The organism is Acerihabitans sp. TG2, from assembly GCF_035013185.1.
Lineage (GTDB): Bacteria > Pseudomonadota > Gammaproteobacteria > Enterobacterales > Enterobacteriaceae > Acerihabitans.
Genome location: NZ_JAYGJO010000010.1, coordinates 1 through 21407 on the forward strand (window position 1 = coordinate 1; position 21407 = coordinate 21407).

Below are 21407 nucleotides of genomic sequence, written 5' to 3' on the forward strand. Positions count from 1 at the left end.
GGTGCTGGCCGAGTGATTGTAATCAGTGAACAAACAACATGTTTATAACGTGGAATATAACAGCGCTACAATGTGAATATATAGCCGCTTAGCTTCATTAATTATTAATTTTATGTAGTTTAGGTTTTATTATTATCAAGGATGTTAATGAGGTATATGTCATAATATGAAGGCGCGTTTTTATCGATTATTTTCGCTTGCGGGCATGTTCACAGAACCCTCAGCTAATAGCATGGCGCAACAGGAAAAAAATCAATTCTGGGTACACCGTTGCACAGTGATCTTGTTTGCCGCTTATTGTCTGCTGGGTACTTTTGGCCGCTTTCCTTGGAAAGCCGATGAGCCTTATTCGTTTGGCATTGTGTGGAATATGCTGGTAAACGATCGGTGGCTGGTGCCCCATGTGGGAGCTGACCCCTTCCTGGAAAAACCGCCCCTGATGTTTTGGCTCGGCGCATTGTGCGCCAGATGGCTGCCCTGGCTGGCGCCGCACGAAGCGGCACGCCTGGCGGTGGTGCTGTGCGTGGCGCTGACGGGGTGGGCCTTTTGCCGTACCTCTTCATGGTTGTATGACGAAACCCGCGCTAGCGCGGCCGGGTCGGTGGATACTGCAGCGCAGCTCGGGCCGGTGGCCTGGCGTATGCTAGCGCTGACGCTGTTGGTGGGCACCCTCGGTCTGGCCGAACATATACATAAATTCACCGCCGACCTGGGCCAGTTGGCTGGTGCCGCCCTGGCGCTGGCGGCGCTGGTGCGCGCCTGTCCCCGCAGTCCGGCAGCGGCCCCGATTCAGCATCAGGCGATCCGCCAAGGCGTTATGTTGGGGGTGGGGGTCGGTGTGGCGCTATTGTCGAAAGGACTGCTGGTTCCCGGTATCATCGGTCTTGTGTGTATGCTGTGCTGTTGGTTACTGCCCGCGTGGCGACAGGCTACCGGGCGGCGGTTTTACCTTGCCGCTGGCGTGGCGGCGCTGCCGTTTATCCTACCCTGGCCCTGGTCGTTATATCAGACTGCGCCGGGACTGTTTGATGAATGGTTTTGGGTCAACAACGTGGGACGATTCACCGGGGGCACGGCGCTAGGCGGGCATGATAACCCGTTACGTGACCGGATGGTGTCGACCTTGGTAAACGGCGCGCCTGCGTCGCTGTTGCTGCTGGTGGCGCTACCTGGCCTGGCAATAGGCATGGGCCTTGGCGCGCCAGGCCGGTTACGTCGCCTGCTCACCCTGGCGCAGCGTCACCCGGCATACACGATTATCGCAGTGTATGCCGCGCTCTTTATCCTGCTGTTATGTTCATCGGCAAGCATGCGGGATATTTACCTGCTGCCGGTGTATCCGGCGTTGGCACTGTTGGCCGTACCGTTGGCACAATCGAGAGGGGACTCGAGCGCCGGCGTCATTGTCCATTCCGGCCCGGTGATCTGGGTGCGCGGCCTGTGGAATCTGTTGGTAGGTCTGCTGCTGCTGGTGGTTGTGATCACCTGGGCTCAACTGGTGCAGCGAGGCGAACCCTCGCTGTTACTGATGCTGTGGCCCGGGGTCGCTCAGCAGTTTCCGGTACCGTTCGACCTGCAGCGGCAGTGGGCCGCACTGGTTATCGCCCTGGGGCTGATAGCCTGCTGGTGGGTGGTCATCCGTGCCCGCGCCGGCGTGGGGCTATTGCTGTCCTGGACCTGTGGCCTGTCGGTGGTGTGGAGCGTCACATTTTCGTTGTTGATGCCCTGGCTGGATGCCGCGCGCAGTTATCAGGAAACCTTTACTGCATTAGCCGGGCATCTTGCCGGGGCCCACTGTGTGGCCACCGACAGGCTCGGGGAATCAGAGTTGGGGATGCTGCATTACGTCACAGGCCGAACCGGGATCCGCATTTATAATGGGTGGTCCGGCCAAGGTGACGGTGTCACTAAAAATCCCCAGGCAACCCACTGTGAACTGCTGCTGGTACAAGAGCACGGGGTAACGCCGCCACCCGTGCCGCCCGCGCACCGGGTCGAGTGGCGTGGGCGCCGACCAGCGGATACTAATGGTTTTACCCTTTATCGTCGGTCACCCCGAGGTGAATAAATTGTCGGTTTTAAGACAATGTCTTTTTATGGCATGGTTCGGCACAAGCTGTTAAGGAGGTTTAATTAACTTAACTTATTGTATTTTATTATTATAATGACAGATTGGTCACCGGCATGGCTATTGCAATAACCTCCTTAACGTGGTTCTGACTAAGGCGGTTTACATGGCATCCTGTGATTCATCATCAACCAAAAGCGGCTGTGGATCTGTCGGCGCCGCAGATTTCAGCGCGTCGTTAACGCCATTACAGGCGGATAAAGCGGTGCTGCATCCTTGTTACTCGCGCAATGCGCATCATCGCTACGCCCGTATGCATTTGGCGGTGGCGCCGGCCTGTAACTTACAGTGTCATTACTGCAATCGGAAATATGACTGCAGTAACGAATCGCGCCCTGGCGTGGTGTCCGAGGTGTTGACGCCGGCGCAGGCCATTGCCAAGGCGCGTCAGGTGGCCGCAGCGCTGCCGCAGTTGTCAGTTATCGGCATCGCCGGTCCCGGCGACCCGCTGGCCAACATTGCCCGTACCTTTAATACCCTCGAAGGGCTGCGCCTGGCGCTACCTGACATCAAGTTATGCTTGTCGACCAACGGCCTGGCTTTGCCTGAGGTGGTGGACCGGCTAGTGGAGGTGGGTGTTGATCATGTCACCGTGACGGTAAACGCGCTTGATGTGGATATCGCCGCGCAAATTTATCCCTGGCTGTGGGTGGACGGGTCACGTGTGGAAGGGCGAGAGGCGGCCGCTATATTGCTCGAACGCCAACAGGCAGGTATCCGTCTGCTGAGCGCACGTGGGGTATTGGTTAAAATTAACTCGGTATTGATACCCGGTGTCAACGATCATCATTTGCCGGCGGTCAGTGAAAAGGCCCGTGAATGGGGTGCGTTTTTGCACAATGTCATGCCGCTGATCTCGCAACCGGAGCATGGCACGGTGTATGGCTTACGCGGCCAGCGGGAGCCCACCAGCGCCGAAGTTGATCAGGTTCGCAGCCGTTGCGGTGGTTCGATGCCGCAAATGGCACACTGCCAGCAGTGCCGGGCGGATGCTATCGGCATGTTGGGCGAAGATCGCAGCCAAAGTTTCCCGCTATCGTCAGTGCCTACCACCCAGGTACCCTATCTGCCGATCCTGCGTCAACGGGCACAGATCCAGGCCGGTATCGCCAGCCAGGGAGAATCGGAATCGGCCGGAGCCTGTCTGGTCGCAGTGGCAACCCGCAATGGCATCGCCATTGATGAACATTTCGGCCATGTGCGGCGCTTTCAGATTTATAGTGTCTCTGCCGCTGGCATAATCTCCATCGGTGAAAGATTCACCCCGCCGTTTTGTACCGATAAAAACGTGTGCGAAGCAGACAATGCGCGGGAACATGAGCAGCGTTTGACGGCGCTGGTTGACCTGTTGGGGGATATGGCTGCGGTATTTTGCGCACGTATTGGTATGGGACCCTGGCAGCAATTGGAGCAGGCTGGCATCGAGCCGCATATCAAGGGGGCGTGGCAACCGCTGATGGAAACGGTGGCGCAGTGGTGGCGGCAGCGTGAAACCGCTGCGGACAACGGCGGCGCTAATTCCCATGCTGCCCGGCCTGATACGGACATCAAAGGGGTCGCCTGATGCTCAATCCCCCTAGCGCTGTGATGCCTAGTGCGCCGGCAGACCAATGGCTGCGTTGCCTGGCGGTTAACCACCTGGAGGGGCACGCCCGTTTCCCGTTATTTATGGGTTTGTCGGCCTCAGACTACCAGCAACTGATGTGTCGGGTTTTGCTGGCGCCGGCAGACCGATCTGCCGCGCTCAACGAGCAGGATCGGCTGCTGCTGACATTACAAGACCGGCGGCGGCAGGAATGTTTGGATCTGGCGCAATGGCTGAGCCAGTATAGGGTGCCGGACGCCGCGCCGCTTGATCGTTTGATCGCCACCGCCTCCATGGGTTTTAACCATCTTTGGCAGGATCTGGGTCTAGCGTCGCGCGGCGAATTACGTCAATTGATGACGGACTGTTTTCCCGAGCTGGTGTTGATGAATCAGCAAAATATGCGCTGGAAAAAATTTTTTTATCGCCAGCTGTGTTTGATAGAAAGTGGTGAAATCAACTGCCGCTCGCCCAGCTGTGATAGCTGCTGCGAGCAAGCGAGCTGTTTTTCGCCCGAGGATTAACGCGGCCGTTCTCCCCATGCCAACAAGGTCGCCAGCAGCGCGCGCAATGTCTGCTGTAGCTGACTGGCGCGTTCGGGCAGGTAGTCATACGGCGCCTGTTCGCGCATATAATTGCACTGTGCCAACTCCAACTGTACCGCATGCTGTTGTGCATGAGGTTGGCCGTAGGCGCGGGTAATATATCCACCCTTAAACCGGCCATTGATCACTGAACTGAACGGCTGGTGGGGGCAAAACGCCGTGAGCTCATCGCAAAGTGACGGTGCACAACTTTCCCCGTCGTTGGTGCCAAGATTGAGATCCGGCAAGGTACCGTCGAACAGCCGGGGAATCACCGAGGCAATGGAATGGGCGTCGAGCAGCAACACATATTCATGACGTGCTTTAATCACACTCAGACACTGTTGTAACTGCAAATGGTAAGGGCGCCAAATCTGTTCAAGATAACGCTTACGCTCTTGCGCGTCTGGTGTGGCACCCGGTTTGAAGGTGGGGGTTCCGTCAAACAACGTGTCGGGATAAAGGCCGGTGGTGGCAGTGGCATAGAGCGGTTGATCATCCGATGGTCGATTAAGATCAATCACCAAACGCGAATAATTCCCCGTCAGAATATGCGCACCCATGGCGCGGGCAAAATCATACAGCCGAGGAATATGCCAGTCGGTATCCGATAATGGACGGGCGGCATCGCTGAGACCCTCTTCCACCGCCGGGGTTAACCGGGTCCCGGCATGAGGAATACTCACCAATAGCGGAACCGTGCCGGCTTCATAAGTAAAAACGTCAGAAATTGTCATACTATTCCCCTCTTTTTAGCGGCGAATGAATTCATTAACGGCGTAAGCCGCGATAGACCACGGTGTTGGGGAGTTGTCCACCCAGCCAGTAAGCCAGCGCTGCAGGGTGCGCCACGGGCCAGTGCACAAAATCAGCCATTTTTCCGGCTTCAAGCGTACCCAACTCGGTCTCCAGTCCCAGTGCCCGCGCGCCGTTGATGGTAACCGCAGCCAGCGCTTCTTCCGGCGTCAGGCGAAACAAAGTACAGCCCATATTCAGCATCAAGCGCAGCGAACAAGCAGGCGAGGTGCCGGGGTTACTGTCACTGGCCAAGGCCATAGGGACCCCGTACTGGCGAAACAGCGCCACCGGTGGCAGTTGGGTTTCCCGTAGCATATAACACGCTCCGGGCAACAGCACCGCCACGGTGCCCGATTGCGCCATAGCCTGTACATCCTTTTCGGTAGCATATTCCAGGTGATCGGCTGACAGTGCCCCATAACGCGCCGCCAGCGCGCCGCCACCCAAGGATGATAACTGTTCGGCGTGCAATTTTACCGGCAATCCCGCCGCCCGCGCAGCGTCAAATACCCGGGCTATCTGTGCTGGGGAAAACGCCAAGTGCTCACAAAATCCATCAATCGCGTCGGCCAGACCCAGGGCTGCCACCTCAGGGATCCACCGTTGGCAAATAAGCGTCACATAATCATCGGCTCGTCCGGCAAACTCGGGTGGTATCGCATGGGCCGCCAGTAGGGTGGTTTTCACCGTGACCGGATGCGTTTGCGCTATGCGCCTGGCCACTCGCAACATTTTAATTTCGCTGTCCAACGTTAACCCATAGCCGGACTTAATTTCAATACAGGTCACCCCCTCCGCCAATAACATGGCTAACCGCGCTTCGGCCAGCGCCAACAGCTCATCCTCGCTTGCCGCGCGGGTGGCATTAACCGTCGACAGAATACCGCCGCCACCGGCGGCAATCTGCGCATAACTCACACCATTGAGCCGCTGCTCAAACTCACGACTGCGGTCACCGCCAAACACCAAGTGGGTATGGCAATCAACCAGTCCCGGCGTGATGATGCCACCGCCAAAATCATGAATGGCCGCGCCACAGGACGGCGGCAGGTCGCTACGCGGACCCACCCAGGCCAGTTTATCGCCGCAGACCGCGACGGCGCCATCTTTGATTATGCCGTAACGACCATCGCGCAGCGTCGCCACATCGGCGCCCAACCAGATACTGTCATAGTGTGTTAAAGACATGATAAATTCCCGTCATACGTCACATTGCTGATGCGTTGGGTTTCCGGCTACGGTAACGTTAAGCAATAAAGCTGCCAAACAGCTGGTACCGGCTGCCCGGATACAATAGGCGTGCCGAGGTGACCACCAATTTGCCGAACCAGGTGCGTCTATGGATCAGCAGACAAGGTTCGTTGTCCGCCAATTGCAATAATTCACGCTCGCGGCTACTGGCGCATACCGCCTCGACCCGATGCTCGCCGGCGGTCAGCGGTGCCGCCTGGGTCAGGTAACAATAAGGCGTAATGTGATTAAAATCCTGCAGCAGATAGTCCGGGGCGGTGAGGGGATTGACACAACGATCCTCCAACTGCACGGCTATATCGTTCTCATAATGCACGATCAACGAGTGAAATAACCGTTGTCCGGGCTGGATGCCCAATGACAGCGCTTCCTCGCCGGTAGCTTGACGTGCTTCCAGGATCAGCAGCTTGCTGCTATGCCGATGCCCGCGGGCGGCAATTTCATCGGCGATATTACGCACTTCAAGCATTGCGGTTTGTGGCTTGATTTCGGCGACAAAAGTACCGACCCCCTGCATGCGAACCAAATAACCTTCTCCGGTCAGCTCACGCAGCGCGCGATTGATGGTCATCCGGCTGACGCCCAGCTCCGCCACCAGCTCACTTTCTGAAGGAATTCGTTGGTGTGGCTGCCAGACGCCGGAGCGTATTTGCTGCACTATTGCCTGTTTCACCCGTTGATAAATCGGTGCGGGCGAATCACTCATAATGGCAGTAAGTTGCGCAGCGGACTGTATTTCATGTAGCTCAGTCACTTTTCCAACCTCAACAATAGGGGAAATAATAAAGTAGTTTACTGTTCAATTCAGCGTATGTATATGTATAGACAAGTGGATAAGCATTTCCTCTGGATGCTTCCTTAAACCCGATGTTTTAACCCTAACCGGAAATCGCCATGCCCGTCTATTTTGCCCCGCGAGCGTTATTGCCGCACGGATGGCAGCACAATGTGCTGCTGCATGTTAACCCGCAAGGGCAACTGATCGAGGTGCAACCGAACGCCAGTCAACTGGGGGCGACACCCTTGGCTGGTCCAGTGGTGCCCGCGATGCCTAATGTGCATTCCCATGCGTTTCAACGCGCCATGGCCGGGCTGAGTGAAATCTTTGGCGATCCTACGGATAGCTTTTGGACCTGGCGTGAGCTGATGTATCGCATGGTGCAACGCCTGTCGCCGGAACAGGTGGGGATTATCGCCCGTCAACTGTATATTGAGATGTTGAAAGGAGGCTATAGCCAGGTGGCGGAGTTCCATTATTTGCATCACGCACCGGGTGGAGAGCACTACGACAATCCGCTGGAAATGGCGTTGCAAATCAGCCAGGCGGCGACCCAAAGCGGCATCGGCCTGACGTTGTTGCCGGTGCTCTACAGCTATGCTGGTTTTGGTGCGCAGGCGGCCCAGCCCGGTCAACGGCGGTTTATTCAGGATACACAAACCTATCTGCACCAGCAGCAAACGTTGGCATCCGCTCTGGTCGACGTACCCCTACAGCGCGTGGGCCTGTGCTTCCACTCCCTGCGGGCGGTGAGCCCGGCGCAACTCACTGACGTCCTGGCCGCGGCGCCGCAGGATTTTCCGGTGCATATTCATGTGGCGGAGCAGCAAAAGGAAGTCGATGACTGTCTCGCCTGGTCGGGATGTCGCCCGGTGCAATGGCTTTTGGATCACATGCCGGTCAATGACCGCTGGTGCCTGATCCATGCCACCCACCTTGACGCCGCAGAAGTCAGCGCCTTGGCGCGTCATCAGCTGGTGGTCGGGTTGTGTCCCACCACCGAGGCCAATTTGGGCGACGGCATATTCCCAGCTACGGAATATCTCGGCCAGGGTGGACGCTGGGGCATCGGTTCCGATAGTCATGTTTCGCTCAACGTGGTCGAGGAGTTGCGTTGGCTGGAGTACGGACAACGCCTGCGGGATCGCCGCCGCAACCGTTTGGTTACCCAGCAACATCCCTCAGTGGGGGATAATCTCTTTTCAGCCGCGCTGGCTGGCGGCGCCCAGGCCTGCGGCGTGGCGATCGGGCGACTCGAGGTCGGCTATCGCGCTGACTGGCTGGTGCTTGACGGTGACGACCCCTATATCCAGAGCACTCCTGATGACGGGCTGCTAAACCGTTGGATTTTTGCCGGCGGACCGGGACAAATTCGCGATGTGTTTGTGGCCGGGAAACAGGTGATAAATCAAGGCCACCATCCCTTGGAACAGACCAGTGCCACCGACTTTGCCCGCGTATTACGCGAGTTGCGTGAGGAGGCAATATGAGCGGACCAACGCCATTCTCCTTTGACCGTCTGCCGGTCAGCCGCTGGCGCAATGGCGGTGGTTCCACCCGGGAAATCGTCAGTTGGCCAGGGCAGGGCGAACCCGGCACTTTTGGGTGGCGGGCCAGCATTGCCACCCTGGATTGCGATGGGGATTTCTCGGCTTTTCCAGGAATAGATCGCATCATTACCTTGTTGGAGGGATCGGGGGTGGTATTGCACAGTGCCGGCGGCATCTCCCATGCGTTGATCCAACCCGGACGGCCACATGCGTTTGCCGGTGAGGATCAGATTCATGCCACATTGGTGGGTGGTCCAAGTCTGGATTTTAATATTATGACGCGCCGGGATGCTTATACTGCCGAAGTGCGGCTCATCACCGGGCCACAGTTATTACCCGCCGATCACGCCGGGGTGCTGTATGTCTTGGCGGGCGAGTGGCATCTGGCCGGCCAGATGCCGATGACGGCCCGAAACGGTATCTGGTGGCATGCCGACGCTGGCACACTATCGCCGTATCCTGCAGTGCAGGGCGGCCTGGCGCTGTGGGCAGACATTACCGCCCGCCTGCCTGATAGTAGTGCATAGTGCGCCATAATGGGGCGAAGACACGAACTGCAATAAGCGCTGCCGCCGAGATGGGCGGTCGGCATAAACCGGGATGATAGCCATGCCGCAGCCACTCAGTGCCGACGGCATGGCGGGGGGGCGCGGCCAAAGGATAATGTGGCACAGGCTTTGCTTGATAATGCTATCTTGTATAGACAAGACTATACACAATTCAGCGCAACGCTCAGGCAAGGATAACCTAAACACGATAGCCGGTTATACTCATACTCTGACCGGCGTTTGGTCAATAAACCAAAATTCATCATGGCGCGAAAACGCTGTTTAACCTTAAGTTCTCGCGCCGTTGGCTTGTATAGACAGGAATAGACTATGTCACCTTCTGCAACATCTTTACGTCCATGTCGTTTGGTGCCGGGCGAGGTTGATTTGACCACCCTGCGGGCTATCTACCACGGTGAGGTGGCGCTCTCCCTCGATCCTGCGGCAGCTCAGGCCATTAATGCCGCCCAGCGCACGGTGGAACAGATTCTGTCAACCGGCGAAGTGGTTTATGGCATTAACACCGGCTTTGGTAAGCTGGCGCAAACGCGTATCCCGGCCGAGCGCCTGGCGGAACTGCAGCGTAATCTGGTCCTGTCCCACAGCGTCGGTACCGGCCAACTGCTGGACGATAATGTATTGCGTTTGGTGATGGCGTGCAAAATCATCAGCTTGGCGCGTGGCCATTCTGGCATTCGTTTATCGGTAGTGGATGCCTTGCTGGCGCTCTACAACGCAGGCGTTATGCCTTGCATCCCCGCCAAAGGGTCAGTCGGGGCGTCGGGCGACCTGGCGCCGCTGGCACATCTGGCATTGATGCTGATTGGTGAAGGGCAGGTCAGAGTTAATGGGGCGTTGATCAGCGCGTGCGAAGGGCTGGCGTTGGTGGGGCTGGAACCGGTGAAACTGGCGCCTAAAGAGGGCCTGGCACTGTTAAACGGTACCCAGGTGTCCACATCCCTGGCGCTGGTGGGGCTGTTCGAAGCGGAACGTTCGTTTGCCGCCGGGTTGGTGGCCGGCACCCTGACGTTGGAAGCGATTAAAGGCTCGGTGAAACCCTTTGATGCACGAATCCACCAAGCGCGCGGACAAGCGGGACAAATTGCGGTGGCGCGAGCGGTATCGGCCATGCTTGACGGCAGCGACATCGTGGTATCCCATGCTGACTGCGGTCGGGTACAGGATCCCTACTCCATTCGTTGTGTGCCACAAGTGATGGGGGCGTGCCTGGATAACTTGCTGTTTGCTGCGCGCACCTTGCAAATCGAAGCCAACGCCGCATCCGATAATCCCTTGGTGTTTACCGATACCGGTGAGGTGATCTCGGGCGGCAACTTTCACGCAGAGCCGGTGGCGTTCGCTGCCGATATCATCGCCTTAGCGGTGGCGGAAATCGGTGCGATCTCCGAACGGCGGCTGGCATTACTGTTAGATAGTGGACTGTCAGGACTGCCGCCGTTCCTGATTCAGGAAGGCGGCATCAATTCCGGTTTTATGATTGCCCAGGTCACCGCCGCCGCGCTGGCGTCGGAAAATAAGTCCCTGGCCCATCCCGCCAGTGTAGACAGTCTGCCGACCTCCGCCAATCAAGAAGATCATGTGTCGATGGCTACCTTTGCCGCCCGTCGCCTGGGCGATATGTGCTTTAACACCTCGGTAGTGGTGGGTATTGAAGCCATGGCCGCCGCGCAGGGCATTGAGTTCAACCGTCCGTTACACAGCTCCGCGATACTTGAACAACAGTTGGCCGACATCCGTGCACGTGTGGCATTCTTAGCCCAAGACCGGCTACTGGCGCCGGATATTGAGGCGATGCGCCTGTGGGTCGCCGAATTCAGCGTGCCGTCGGACGTGCTGAGGTTATTGCCCAGCCACCTACCGACACCCCGATAAGCCGATTTGACCATAAAGGAATCCGTGATGAAAGATGACTTCAGCAACGCTGTCGCCCGCCCCGTCAGCGCCCCACGCGGCAGTGAATTAACCTGCAAGAACTGGCTGATTGAAGCCCCATACCGCATGATCCAAAACAACCTTGATCCCGATGTGGCCGAACGCCCCGATGATCTGGTGGTGTATGGTGGCATTGGCAAAGCCGCGCGCAACTGGCCCTGTTTTGAGGCCATTTTGGCCAGTCTGCGGGATTTAGAGGAAGACGAAACACTGTTAGTGCAATCGGGTAAACCGGTGGGCGTATTTCGTACCCATGTGGACGCGCCGCGCGTGATGATCGCCAACTCCAACCTGGTGCCGCATTGGGCCAATTGGGAACATTTCCATGAGCTCGACCGGGCCGGCCTGATGATGTATGGCCAGATGACCGCCGGCTCATGGATTTATATCGGCGCTCAAGGCATCATTCAGGGGACGTTTGAAACCTTTGCCGAAGCCGGACGCCAACACTACGGCAACGATTTGCGCGGCAAATGGATCTTGACCGCCGGACTGGGTGGCATGGGTGGGGCCCAACCGCTGGCCGGTGTGCTGGCCGGTGCCTGCGTACTGGCCATTGAATGCCAGGAATCGCGCATTGATTTCCGTTTGCGCACCCGCTACCTGGATCACAAGGCTTATAATATAGATGAGGCACTAAAGCTTATTGAAGACGCTTGTGCCAAGGGCGAAGCCATTTCCGTCGGGTTGCTGGGTAATGCAGCCGAGATTATGCCGGAACTGGCCAAACGCGCTGCCGCCGGCGGTGCGCGCCCGCATATCGTCACCGATCAAACCTCTGCCCATGATCCGCTGAACGGTTACCTGCCGTCCGGCTGGAGCCTCGATCAATGGAATGCTGCCAAGACTGCCGATCCTGCCAGCGTTATCAGCGCTGCGCGCAAGTCCATGGCGGTACATGTTAACGCCATGCTGGCGTTCCATGCCATGGGTGTGCCCACGGTAGATTATGGCAATAATATTCGTCAGGTGGCATTTGATGAAGGTATGGGCAATGCCTTTGATTTCCCGGGTTTTGTCCCGGCTTACATTCGTCCGTTGTTTTGCGAAGGCAAAGGTCCGTTCCGCTGGGTGGCGTTATCCGGTGACCCTGAAGACATTTATAAAACCGATGCCAAGCTTAAGGAACTGTTTCCCGATAACGCGTTACTGCATAGCTGGCTGGACATGGCGCGTGAGCGCATTGCCTTTCAGGGTCTGCCGGCGCGTATCTGCTGGCTGGGGTTGGGAGAACGTCACCTGGCCGGTCTGGCGTTTAACGAGATGGTACGCAGCGGTGAACTGAAAGCGCCTATCGTGATTGGCCGTGATCATTTGGACTGTGGTTCGGTGGCCTCGCCAAATCGGGAAACCGAATCCATGCGTGACGGCTCGGATGCGGTATCCGACTGGCCGTTACTGAATGCGTTGCTCAGCACCGCCGGCGGGGCGACCTGGGTCAGTTTGCATCATGGCGGCGGCGTAGGTATGGGATTTTCACAGCATGCCGGCATGGTTATCGTCTGCGACGGCACTGAAAAAGCCGACGAGCGGCTGGCCAGGGTGCTGTGGAACGATCCGGCCACCGGCGTGATGCGGCATGCCGATGCGGGTTATCCCGACGCCATTGCGTGTGCGGAAAAATATGGGCTTAAACTGCCGATGATCAGATAAGCGTCAGCTTTAGCGGGTATCCCCCCTCATCGAGCTTAGGCGCGCCAACAGCAGGGCGCTGCTATGCTTAATAAACCAGTGTGTTTATTGGGGGGGACGCTATGACCAGCCAGAAATCGGTGGCGGTTTATCGCAAAATTGATCCCGCAAGGTGGCAACGCCTCTTTGTGGTGGGCGATCTGCACGGCTGTTATGATCAACTGCTGGAAAAACTGGCGCGGCAGCAATTTGATAAGCAGCGCGATTTGCTGATTTCAGTGGGAGATTTAATCGATCGTGGACCGGAAAATCTGCAATGCCTGTCATTATTAGATGAACCCTGGTTTTGCGCGGTGCGAGGCAACCATGAGCAAATGGCTATCGACGCGTTGCACAGCGGCGATAGCGGTCTGTGGCTCGCCAATGGGGGTGCGTGGTATTTACGTATGGCTGACTCGGAGCAACGGCGCGCGCAAACGCTGGTCACGCTGTGTGCCCAGTTGCCTTTGGTTATCGACATCCCCATGGCCGATCGGCACATCGTGATTGCGCATGCGGACTATCCTTTGGATGACTATGGTTTCGAACAACCGATATCGACCGAGGAAGTCTTATGGAGCCGTCGGCGCATTACCCGTAATCAGCGAGGGCGGGGAACGCCTATTTCCGGTGCGACCCATTTCTTTTTTGGCCATACGCCGCTAAATCGTATTCGGCATTATTATAACCAGTTTTACATTGATACCGGGGCAGTATTCGGGGGCGAACTCAGTCTCATCGAGTTAACTGCATTGCCAGTATAATTTCGTACTAAATTTTTATTATTAACTATAATAAGATAGTTTCATGATTTATTTGATAATTGTTTTTTTATTTTATTGACCGTCACCAACGTCAAGTGGCAACCAAGGGGAGAAAAGATGGGCATTTTATCATGGATTATTTTTGGTCTTATTGCGGGTATTATCGCGAAATGGATCATGCCGGGCCGAGACGGCGGCGGGTTTATCATCACCGTGCTGCTGGGGATTATCGGTGCAGTCGTCGGTGGTTATATCAGCACCTTCTTTGGCCATGGGCGGGTTGATGGGTTTAATTTCGGCAGTTTTGTCGTGGCGGTGATAGGTGCCATTGTGGTGTTGTGGGTTTATCGCCTCATCCGACGCTAACCACTGAGGCACTTGATGCGTTGCGCTATGAGTTTGCTGGCGCGTGATAGCCCCGGGGGATCCCCCGGGATAATAAAAAACGGTCTATTGTAACCTGTCATCATGCATCAATGCGTGATGATACCGTCCAACGCACGCATATGGCGTTCATGCCAGGATAACCACACTTCGCTTCCTACCACCCACTGGGCATCGACCTCCGCGGCACTGAGTTTGACCATAAAATTCGGTTGCCCGGCGACTTCGGTGATCATGCGCACATGATCGCCCAGGTAAATATACTGGGTAATACGCGCACTAATCCGCTGTGAATCCGGCGGCAATTCGGTGGGTGGAACATTGATCTTGATGCGTTCCGGACGGATACACAGCATAATTTTACGACCCGGCGAACTGGGACGTACCTTCAAGGCTCGCAGTCGTTCGCCGTTATCCAGCGTGGCCAGATAATAATCGCCATCGCTACCGGCTTGGGTCGCCAGCAGGCTATTATTTTCGCCAATAAACTGGGCAACAAAGGTATTTTGTGGCTCTTCGTAAAGCGTACTGGGGCTATTAATCTGCTGGATGATGCCGTCATTAAACACCGCCACCCGATCCGACATGGTCATCGCTTCACTTTGATCGTGGGTAACATAAACAATGGTCAACTCCAGCGCCTGATGCAGCGCTTTAATCTCCATTTGCATATGTTCACGCAGTTGCTTATCCAAGGCGCCCAAAGGTTCGTCCATCAAGACTAACTTAGGCTCAAACACCAGCGCGCGCGCCAATGCCACACGCTGCTGCTGGCCACCAGACATCTGGGCAGGATAACGGTCAGCCAGTTCGGTAAGTTTAACGCGATCCAGCACCCGATCGACTTTTTCCTTAATATCACTGCGGTTCATCCGGCGAATGGATAAGGGAAACGCCAGGTTTTGCGCCACCGTCATATGAGGAAACAGCGCGTAATTTTGGAATACCATGCCAATATCGCGCTGATGGGGCGGTAAATGATGCAGCGGCTGACCGTGCAGTAAAATTTCCCCTTGAGTGGGCGTTTCAAAACCTGCCAGCATCATTAAACTGGTGGTCTTACCGGAGCCTGAAGGTCCCAGCAACGTCAAGAATTCTCCTTCGGCAATATCCAAATTCAGATTCTTCACCACCAGCTTGTCGCCGTCATAGGTTTTCTGGATATTTTTAAAACTGACATAGCTTTTCATAGAGCAATCATACCTCTTAACCTCTTGGCGGCATGCGGATGCGTTGGTCAGGCAGTCATACACCCGCCAAACCAGCCGCGTAGACCATCACGTAAACATTGACCTGTTAATGGGAGTTAAGCAGGTGCATGTCTTTGCCGACGAGGTTATGGCACGGATTATGCTTTACCCCTATGGGGCGAGCTCCGGACCTAATATTGACTATCTTTACCATCCGGGATTGACCGCCACAAGCTATTTTTAGCGCAAACAGCCAAAAAAAATCGGTGGAGATGATTTTCTCAACTGACTGATATCCCATGTCTTTTTTATATTATTATCCCGCAGTCCGGGCTGATGTGATCCAACTGTATTGGTCGGCACCAAAACAGTGCCACCGTGGCCAATTCGGGGCGTAACCGCCAAGGGACGCACAATGACTCACGGGTTGCCGGTCAACGCGCGTTATGCTCCTGATGCAAATATGACTTATTGCTGGCGTTGCTGCGCTAAACAGCGCATCAAGACCATGAACGCAGGCTCAATAGCGTCATCCTCCACACAGGCATATCCCAGCAGTAAGCCTTTTTTACTCGGTGCCGTGAGGTAATAACTCGACAGTGGTCGCACATAGATCCCATGCTCACCTGCCGAACGCGCCAAAGCAACATCATCCACCTCATCGGGTAAGGACATGACCAGATGCAGCCCAGCGTTGCTATCGTCGCGTAATGCGTCGGGGCCAAGCTCGCGTAGAATCAGTCGGCTTAGCGCCGAGCGGCGTTTACCGTACAACAGACGCATGCGACGAATATGGGACGCATAATGCCCCTCGGCAATAAACTGCGCCAACACCAATTGAGTGATCCAGTGCCCACCGCGATACAGTTCCGAATGTGCACGACGCATCTCGCCGGCGAGAGCCAAAGGCAGCACCATGTAGCTAATGCGCAGTCCGGGATAAAGGGTTTTGCTAAACGTGCCAATGTAGATAACCGGCGCACCAGGCACCAGGCTTTGCAACGCGGGGATCGGGTTACCGGAAAAGCGGAATTCACTGTCGTAATCATCCTCAACCACCCAGGCGCCACATTCCTGCGCCAACGACAGCAGCAACTGGCGCCGCTGCAGACCCATGACGGCTCCGGTCGGGTACTGATGTGACGGTGTCACGCATATCAGTCGAGGTGGCGGGGTCTCTGGACGGTTTGTCGGCGGGAAAAGCCCGTTATTATCCACAGCGATGGGTATAATCTCCACGCCGTTGATCGCCAACACATTGCGTATTCCCCAATAACTCGGCTCTTCAATCCAGGCGCTATCGCCGTCATTGCACAGCATTTTGGCCAGTAAATCAATGGCCTGATGGGTGCCCTCAGTGATAATGATCTGCTCTGCCACACAGTTTACCGAACGGGCAACCCGTAAATAGTCCACCAGCGCCTGCTGTAATTCAGGGCTGCCACCCATGCGTGAATAGGTCAGATAGTCAGGTTTGATCCGCCGGATCAGGCGCGAATGAATACGGCGCCATAGGCTATGGGGGAAACTCGACACATCGGGCACGCCAGGGATAAACGCCCCCCACTGATGTGGCGACGCGCCCGCCTGTGTCAACAGGCGCGCCCCCCGACCGGAAAATGCCTCTATAGCGCGACGTGAGCAGTCCGGCAATACGGGTTCCACGGTGGCCATAAAACCGTCGGGCATATGGTCGGTGACAAAAGTACCACTTCCGGCGCGGGTAAAAAGATACCCCTCCGCCAGCAGTTGATCATAGGCGGCGCTTACGGTGTTGCGAGAGCACGACAGTTCTTTCGCCAAATCGCGGGTGGGGGGCAAACGGCTGCCTGAACGAATGCCGCCATCAAGGATTGCCAGGCGAATACAGTCGTACAACCGGCGATGCAGAGGGCCGTCAGTACGCGCGCTGAGCTGGGATAACAAAAAATCCGTTAAGAGACTACGCAATTGGCACCTTCATTTATTTAAAACTGGCACTGGATTATAGAGCCACAACAGGGGTAAATGGCAATGGGAGTTAAGCTTGGGTCGGTTTCACCGCATGTTATGCCGCATCATATTGGGAGAATAGCAGCATGAAGAACAGCGAATTAGATCAACGGCGCTTATTGGCTACACCGCGCGGTGTCGGGGTGATGTGCGATTTTTATGCCGCTCGGGCGGAAAACGCCACGTTGTGGGATGAAGAAGGTCGACAATTCACCGATTTCTCCGCCGGTATCGCGGTGCTTAACACCGGCCACCGACATCCCAAAATTATCGCGGCCATCAAAAAGCAACTGGAGCTATTTACCCATACGGCTTATCAGGTTGTGCCTTATGGCAATTATATCGAGCTGGCAGAAAAACTGAACGCCAGAGTGCCAGTGGCCGGCCCGGTTAAAACCACCTTGTTCAGCACCGGTGCTGAAGCGGTGGAAAATGCGGTGAAGATTGCTCGTGCATACACTAAACGACCGGGCGTGATCACCTTTGGCGGTGCATTCCACGGCCGTACCTTGCTCACGCTGGCGCTGACCGGCAAAGTGGCTCCCTATAAACTGGGTTTTGGTCCTTTGCCTGGACAGGTATTTCATGCGGTCTATCCCAACCCACTGCATGGTGTTTCGGTAGCCCAGGCGTTGGCCAGCATTGATAGCTTATTCCATACGGACATCAGCCCGGACCAGGTTGCCGCCATTTTATTTGAACCCATTCAGGGCGAAGGTGGATTCAATATTGCCCCGGACGAATTTATTATCGGCCTACGTCAATTGTGCGACCAGCACGGCATTTTACTGATTGCCGATGAAGTGCAAAGTGGTTTTGCCCGCACCGGCAAACTGTTCGCCATGGATCATTGTCCGCAGGTGAAGGTGGATTTGATCACTATGGCCAAAAGCCTGGGCGGTGGCATTCCTATCTCCGCTGTGGCCGGCCGCGCCGAGGTGATGGATGCTCCAGGGCCTGGTGGTTTGGGTGGCACCTATGCCGGCAATCCGCTGGCGGTGGCCTCGGCGCTGGCGGTACTTGAGGTGATAGACGACGAGCAGCTCTGCGCGCGCGCGCAGCGCTTGGGAGCCCATTTGATGGAAGTGCTGGAACAGGCCCGTCAAACGTGCCCGGCGATTTCTGCGGTACGCGGTCGCGGATCAATGGTCGCGGTGGAATTTGCCGACCCGATCAGCGGAAAACCCGATGCCCTCTATACTAAACGCATCCAGAAACAGGCTCTGGAAAACGGTTTGCTGCTGCTGACCTGCGGCGTACACGGCAATGTCATTCGTTTCCTGTACCCGCTAACCATCCCTGATGATCAGTTCTCGGCGGCATTGGACCTGTTGAGCCGGTTGCTCAAGGCATAATTTCAAGAAGGATGTGATTCGTATGCAGCTAGATAATCCGCAATTGCTTCGCCATCAAGCGTTGATCGACGGCCGGTGGTGCGATGGTGATACCTGTGTGCCAGCGGCGGTACTGAACCCGGCTACCGGTGAAGTGCTGGCTGAGGTGGCGCAGGTCAGCCGCGACCAAACCGACGCGGCTATTGATGCCGCGGCTGCCGCGCTGGTGTCCTGGCGCGCGTTAACCGGTAAACAGCGTGCAACGCTGTTGCAGCAATGGGCACGGTTAATTGATCAGCATCAAGAGGATCTTGCACGGCTGCTTACGGCGGAACAGGGAAAATCCCTGGCTGAAGCGCGCGGAGAAATAACCTACGCCAACAGCTTTATCATCTGGTTTGCCGAAGAGGCAAAACGGGTGGAGGGCAGCGTACTGCAGTCTCCCCAGGCCAACCAACGACTGCTGGTCATCAAGCAACCCATCGGTGTGACCGCCGCCATCACCCCATGGAATTTTCCGGCCGCGATGATCACCCGTAAAGTTGCCCCCGCATTGGCGGCGGGGTGCACCATGATCGTCAAACCGGCAGAACAAACTCCACTTACTGCGTTGGCGCTGGCCTGGCTGGCTCAGCAGGCGGGGATCCCCAATGGCGTGTTACAGGTGTTAACCGGGCCGGCGGCAGCGGTAGGCAAAGTTCTGTGCGACAGCCCGATAGTGCGCAAACTCAGTTTTACCGGCTCGACCGAAATTGGCCGCTTATTGATGGCGCAGTGCGCGCCAACCATCAAAAAACTCTCCCTGGAATTGGGCGGCAATGCACCGGTTATCGTCTTCGACGATGCCGACCTGGATAGCGCAGTATCGGGCATTATGGCCTCTAAGTTCCGCAACAGCGGCCAGACCTGCGTGTGCGCTAACCGTATTTATGTGCAACAGGGCATATATCCGGCCCTGGCGGCCCGTTTAGTCAGTGCGGTCAACGCGCTCAAGGTCGGCAATGGCATGACCGCGGGCACCACGCAAGGACCCTTGATCGATGCTGACGCCATCAGCAAGGTGCAGGCCCATATCGACGATGCCTTGTCACAAGGGGCAACCTTGCTTACCGGCGGGCATGTCCATGCCTTGGGCGGAACATTTTTTGAGCCTACGGTGATTGGCGGGGTAACGGCGAGCATGCGTTTTGCTCGTGAGGAGACCTTTGGTCCAGTGGCACCGCTGTTTCCTTTTGTCGATGAAGCTCAGGCGGTGGCGTTGGCCAACGATACCGAGTTCGGTCTGGCGGCCTATGTCTTTACCCGGGACGCCGGGCGTCAGTGGCGGGTACCGGCCGCGCTGGAATATGGCATGGTCGGCGTTAATACCGGCGCGATCTCCAACGAGGTCGCACCGTTTGGCGGCGTCAAGCAGTCCGGCCTCGGACGGGAAGGATCCCGTTTTGGCATCGATGAATACCTGGAGATGAAATACCTTTGCCTGGATGTCTCTTGATCTAGCGATCCCGCACCGCGCCGACCGATGAGGTCAATGGCGACGGTGTAGCAAGGGGTTGCCTCTATAAGGTGCAACCCCTTCGCTAGATGCACGAAGATAACGCATGAATTTGTTATAATTAACCACTTTTCCCCGAAGTTCCCGCTAAATACGCCAATATCCCTTTACTGACAAAGTGGCACGAAAGATGCTTAATATATGATGCATGATGCATCATAAGTATCACGCAAGCCGATTTCCATGATCAAAAAGCTAAACAGCATGCGCTAGATGCTGAGGGTAATGAACCCTCGTCGCTACGGCATTGATGATGACTTACTGATTGATGACATTTAAAGGGGCAGGGTATGTTGAAAACATTTGCGGTATCCACATTATTGATCGGGTTGGCGTTTCAAGCGCAGGCGGAGACGTTAACCGTCGTGTCCTTTGGTGGACAAAATAAGAATGCCCAGGAAAAAGCCTTCTATCAGCCTTTTACCGCTGCGGGCAACGGAGACATCCAGGCGGGTGAATATAATGGCGAAATGGCAAAGATTCGCGCCATGGTGCAGACCGGTCAGGTGGGTTGGGACATCGTTGAAGTGGAAGGACCAGAATTACGTCGCGGCTGTGACGAGGGCCTGTTTGAACCCTTGGATTGGTCCAAGTTAGGCGATAAGGCTGGCTATGTCACTGGATCTGCTACCGAGTGCGGCGCCGGCATCTTTTTGTGGTCGACGGTGTTGACCTACGATGCGCAAAAGCTGAAAACGGCACCGACCAGTTGGGCTGATTTCTGGAATGTCAAAGAGTTTCCCGGCAAGCGTGGGTTGCGCAAAAGTGCCAAATTTACGCTGGAGATTGCCCTGCTGGCGGACGGCGTCAAACGCGAAGATGTGTACCCGCTGCTGGCCACCAAGGCTGGTGTGGATAGGGCGTTTCGTAAGCTTGACCAGCTAAAACCGGACATCCAATGGTGGGAATCTGGTGCGCAACCGCTGCAATGGTTGGTGGCCGGCGATGTCGTCATGAGCTCCGCTTATAATGGCCGTGTTGGCGCAGCGGCAAAAGAGGGTCATGAGTTTAAAATGGTCTGGGATAACAGCCTGTATGATTTAGACAGCTGGGCGATCGTCAAGGGATCACCGCATAAGGCGCTGGCTGAAAAGTTTATTGCTTTCGCCAACCAATCGGAAAACCAGAAAGTATTTGCTGAAAATATTCCTTACGGTCCAACCAATAAAAAAACCATTGCGTTGCTTGACCCGGCACTTGCCGCTAACCTGCCGACTGCGCCGGCTAACCTGGCGCACGCCCTGCCGGTGGATACCAAATTCTGGATTGAACATGGCGAAGATCTGGAACAACGTTTTAACGCCTGGGCCGCTCAATAAGTGGACTTCGCCATGCTTACCGG

At 56.0% G+C, this 21407-nt stretch carries 17 protein-coding genes; 12 read left to right on the top strand and 5 right to left on the bottom strand.

From position 1 onward, the window contains the following. The first annotated feature begins 166 nt into the window (after positions 1 to 166). From SJI19_RS10720 to SJI19_RS10730, 3 genes are all read left to right on the top strand, one after another. Positions 167 to 2068, top strand: coding sequence for a hypothetical protein (locus SJI19_RS10720; protein WP_323478254.1), 1902 nt, complete (start codon positions 167 to 169; stop codon positions 2066 to 2068). 166 nt (positions 2069 to 2234) lie between these two features. After that, the gene (gene nifB, locus SJI19_RS10725; protein ID WP_323478255.1) at positions 2235 to 3692 is read left to right on the top strand and encodes a nitrogenase cofactor biosynthesis protein NifB; all 1458 of its coding nucleotides are present in this window, start codon (positions 2235 to 2237) and stop codon (positions 3690 to 3692) included. Then, positions 3692 to 4237: a nitrogen fixation protein NifQ gene (locus SJI19_RS10730; RefSeq protein WP_323478256.1), complete on the top strand. Its 546-nt coding sequence runs from the start codon at positions 3692 to 3694 to the stop codon at positions 4235 to 4237. Before nifB ends, SJI19_RS10730 begins: the two co-directional genes overlap by 1 nt. Here SJI19_RS10730 and hutG read toward each other — a convergent pair. The 3 genes from hutG to hutC are packed head-to-tail and all read right to left on the bottom strand — an operon-like array spanning position 4234 to position 7052. Next, positions 4234 to 5034, bottom strand: coding sequence for an N-formylglutamate deformylase (gene hutG, locus SJI19_RS10735; RefSeq protein ID WP_323478257.1), 801 nt, complete (start codon positions 5032 to 5034; stop codon positions 4234 to 4236). The genes SJI19_RS10730 and hutG overlap by 4 nt on opposite strands. A 34-nt stretch (positions 5035 to 5068) precedes the next feature. Further along, positions 5069 to 6286, bottom strand: a complete 1218-nt coding sequence (gene hutI, locus SJI19_RS10740) for an imidazolonepropionase (protein WP_323478392.1) — start codon at positions 6284 to 6286, stop codon at positions 5069 to 5071. Between the two features lie 55 nt (positions 6287 to 6341). Next, a complete protein-coding gene (gene hutC / locus SJI19_RS10745; protein WP_323478393.1) occupies positions 6342 to 7052 on the bottom strand; it encodes a histidine utilization repressor in 711 nt (236 codons plus the stop codon). A gap of 188 nt (positions 7053 to 7240) precedes the next feature. Here hutC and SJI19_RS10750 point away from each other — a divergent pair, with 188 nt between their 5' ends. The 6 genes from SJI19_RS10750 (at position 7241) to SJI19_RS10775 (ending at position 13976) form a co-directional block, all read left to right on the top strand. Further along, a complete protein-coding gene (locus SJI19_RS10750; protein ID WP_323478258.1) occupies positions 7241 to 8614 on the top strand; it encodes a formimidoylglutamate deiminase in 1374 nt (457 codons plus the stop codon). Then, on the top strand, positions 8611 to 9201 hold the full coding sequence (locus SJI19_RS10755) for a HutD family protein (protein WP_323478259.1): 591 nt from the start codon (positions 8611 to 8613) through the stop codon (positions 9199 to 9201). The genes SJI19_RS10750 and SJI19_RS10755 overlap by 4 nt, the downstream gene beginning before the upstream one ends. Positions 9202 to 9552: 351 nt before the next feature. Then, complete coding sequence (gene hutH, locus SJI19_RS10760; RefSeq protein WP_323478260.1) at positions 9553 to 11115, top strand: histidine ammonia-lyase; 1563 nt, start codon at positions 9553 to 9555, stop codon at positions 11113 to 11115. Positions 11116 to 11142: 27 nt separating this feature from the next. Beyond that, complete coding sequence (gene hutU, locus SJI19_RS10765; RefSeq protein ID WP_323478261.1) at positions 11143 to 12828, top strand: urocanate hydratase; 1686 nt, start codon at positions 11143 to 11145, stop codon at positions 12826 to 12828. A 101-nt stretch (positions 12829 to 12929) separates the two neighbouring features. Next, the gene (locus SJI19_RS10770; RefSeq protein ID WP_323478262.1) at positions 12930 to 13610 is read left to right on the top strand and encodes a metallophosphoesterase; all 681 of its coding nucleotides are present in this window, start codon (positions 12930 to 12932) and stop codon (positions 13608 to 13610) included. A 117-nt stretch (positions 13611 to 13727) separates the two neighbouring features. After that, positions 13728 to 13976: a GlsB/YeaQ/YmgE family stress response membrane protein gene (locus tag SJI19_RS10775; protein WP_323478263.1), complete on the top strand. Its 249-nt coding sequence runs from the start codon at positions 13728 to 13730 to the stop codon at positions 13974 to 13976. A gap of 107 nt (positions 13977 to 14083) precedes the next feature. Here SJI19_RS10775 and SJI19_RS10780 read toward each other — a convergent pair whose 3' ends face one another. Further along, the gene (locus SJI19_RS10780) at positions 14084 to 15184 is read right to left on the bottom strand and encodes an ABC transporter ATP-binding protein (RefSeq protein ID WP_323478264.1); all 1101 of its coding nucleotides are present in this window, start codon (positions 15182 to 15184) and stop codon (positions 14084 to 14086) included. Positions 15185 to 15652: 468 nt separating this feature from the next. After that, complete coding sequence (locus SJI19_RS10785; protein ID WP_323478265.1) at positions 15653 to 17134, bottom strand: PLP-dependent aminotransferase family protein; 1482 nt, start codon at positions 17132 to 17134, stop codon at positions 15653 to 15655. Between the two features lie 128 nt (positions 17135 to 17262). Here SJI19_RS10785 and SJI19_RS10790 point away from each other — a divergent pair, with 128 nt between their 5' ends. The 3 genes from SJI19_RS10790 to SJI19_RS10800 all read left to right on the top strand — a co-directional run bounded on the left by SJI19_RS10790 (position 17263) and on the right by SJI19_RS10800 (position 21384). Continuing rightward, complete coding sequence (locus SJI19_RS10790) at positions 17263 to 18531, top strand: 4-aminobutyrate--2-oxoglutarate transaminase (protein WP_323478266.1); 1269 nt, start codon at positions 17263 to 17265, stop codon at positions 18529 to 18531. A gap of 22 nt (positions 18532 to 18553) precedes the next feature. Then, positions 18554 to 20005, top strand: a complete 1452-nt coding sequence (locus SJI19_RS10795) for an NAD-dependent succinate-semialdehyde dehydrogenase (protein ID WP_323478267.1) — start codon at positions 18554 to 18556, stop codon at positions 20003 to 20005. 350 nt (positions 20006 to 20355) lie between these two features. Beyond that, on the top strand, positions 20356 to 21384 hold the full coding sequence (locus SJI19_RS10800; protein ID WP_323478268.1) for an ABC transporter substrate-binding protein: 1029 nt from the start codon (positions 20356 to 20358) through the stop codon (positions 21382 to 21384). Positions 21385 to 21407: the final 23 nt, after the last annotated feature.